Raw genomic sequence first — 1,429 nt, 5'->3', positions numbered from 1 at the left:
ACTCTAACATTTGCCTTGGCTTTATCTGCTTGTAGCCAAACACCAAAAACAGCGTCTGAGTTTTGGTATGGGCAAGGGGAACGTTTCGGGCTTCATGGCTACGCTATAGAAAATGAATCTCTTGAGAGCGTAAAAGAAAATGTCCCATTCGATGAAGAAGCATATAAAGAGGGGTATCTAAAAGGAAAAGCGGAGTATTGCGATCCTTTTAAAGCTTTTGAGAAAGGGATTAAAGGGATTCGTTACGATGGCCAATGTGAAGGTATGCCACAAGAAGACATGCTGAAAGCTGAATGGCAACGCGGCTGGGAGGCGTTTATAGGTGCCGACTTTTATCGATTTAGATAGTATAAAATGTAGGCAAGCTGGGCTACGTAGTCCGCTTGCCTAACTACTTTATTGATGTGTCCCACCATAAGCTTTGCATAGATCACGGGGAAGGTGTTTAACTGCACCATCATTAAATGTGCACGGTACTCCTGCCCCAAAGACCTTTCCAGAATTTTGATTGGCCATTGCAAGGGGTGTCGAAAACATAAATACTGCTGCAATCACTAGCGTCAATAGTTTCATAACCGCCGTCCTTTGTTACTTATCAAAAATGAAATAAATAGCATTTAAACGTCATGCTTAATATCACAGTATGTACATGGTCAATAAAAGATCAAAATAATATATAAATTTTAAATGAAAAATAACAAAGGCTTATTTCAATAATTTAATCAGTAACTTATTGAAATTACGTAGAGTCTATTTGTTGAAATTTTCTCGTTTAGTTTAAAAACCAGTGAAACTGACCATAATTCGCAAGCTTTATTTTCTCTTATTATCTTTGCTACGCCTTAGCCGTATTTGAGTGTATGATTTCAGCATAATGTGATGATTTATGAGTGAGGGAAATTGCCTTACTCTGCTAATGATGTGAGTAATATCATGAATATAAGTGAAGTCGCAAAGCTAACGAACCTATCCACTAAATCGATTCGTTTATACGAAGATAAAGGCGTCATATCTGAGCCGATGCGCTCAGAAAACGGCTATCGAACCTACACTCAGAAGCAAATAAAAGAGTTGAGTGTGGTTGCCAAGGCAAGAAGCGCAGGATTTTCTTTAGAAGAGTGTAAAGAATTGGTCGCTTTAGCTGACAACCCTTGTCGAGAAAGTGCCGATGTTAAAGCTAAAGCTCAGAGCAAGCTCGACGAAGTGAACCGTAAAATTGCAGATTTAATGGCGATTAAGACAACGTTAGAAGCTTGGGTTGAGAAGTGCCCAGGGGATAACAACAGTCACTGTCCAATCATTAATGACCTTGTGGATGAGTGAATAAAAGAGAGCCATTAGCGTTAACACTAATGGCCCCTAATTATTTGTCGACAGGTGTAATAGTCAGAACTATTCCGTCAACTGCGCTGACTACAACTTCGGTACC

3 protein-coding genes are annotated in these 1,429 nt (G+C 39.5%); 2 read left to right on the top strand and 1 reads right to left on the bottom strand.

The features are described 5' to 3' along the window. Positions 1-15 precede the first annotated feature (15 nt). Positions 16-348 carry a DUF2799 domain-containing protein gene (locus KIV40_RS31430; protein WP_375164924.1) on the top strand — a complete coding sequence of 111 codons (333 nt, stop codon included), beginning with the start codon at positions 16-18 and terminating at the stop codon, positions 346-348. A gap of 48 nt (positions 349-396) precedes the next feature. Here the strand turns inward: KIV40_RS31430 and KIV40_RS31425 are convergent, their stop codons facing one another. Beyond that, entirely contained in the window at positions 397-573 is a 177-nt protein-coding gene (locus KIV40_RS31425; RefSeq protein WP_285353219.1) for a hypothetical protein, read from the bottom strand. A gap of 360 nt (positions 574-933) precedes the next feature. Between KIV40_RS31425 and cueR the strand changes: the two genes are divergently transcribed. Beyond that, complete coding sequence (cueR, locus tag KIV40_RS31420) at positions 934-1,323, top strand: Cu(I)-responsive transcriptional regulator (RefSeq protein WP_285353217.1); 390 nt, start codon at positions 934-936, stop codon at positions 1,321-1,323. The last annotated feature ends 106 nt before the right edge of the window (positions 1,324-1,429 follow it).

The sequence above is a fragment of the Vibrio sp. D173a genome (genome assembly GCF_030248475.1).
The sequence above is the reverse complement of the archived record's forward strand: the minus strand, read 5'-3'. Positions and strand labels throughout refer to the sequence as shown.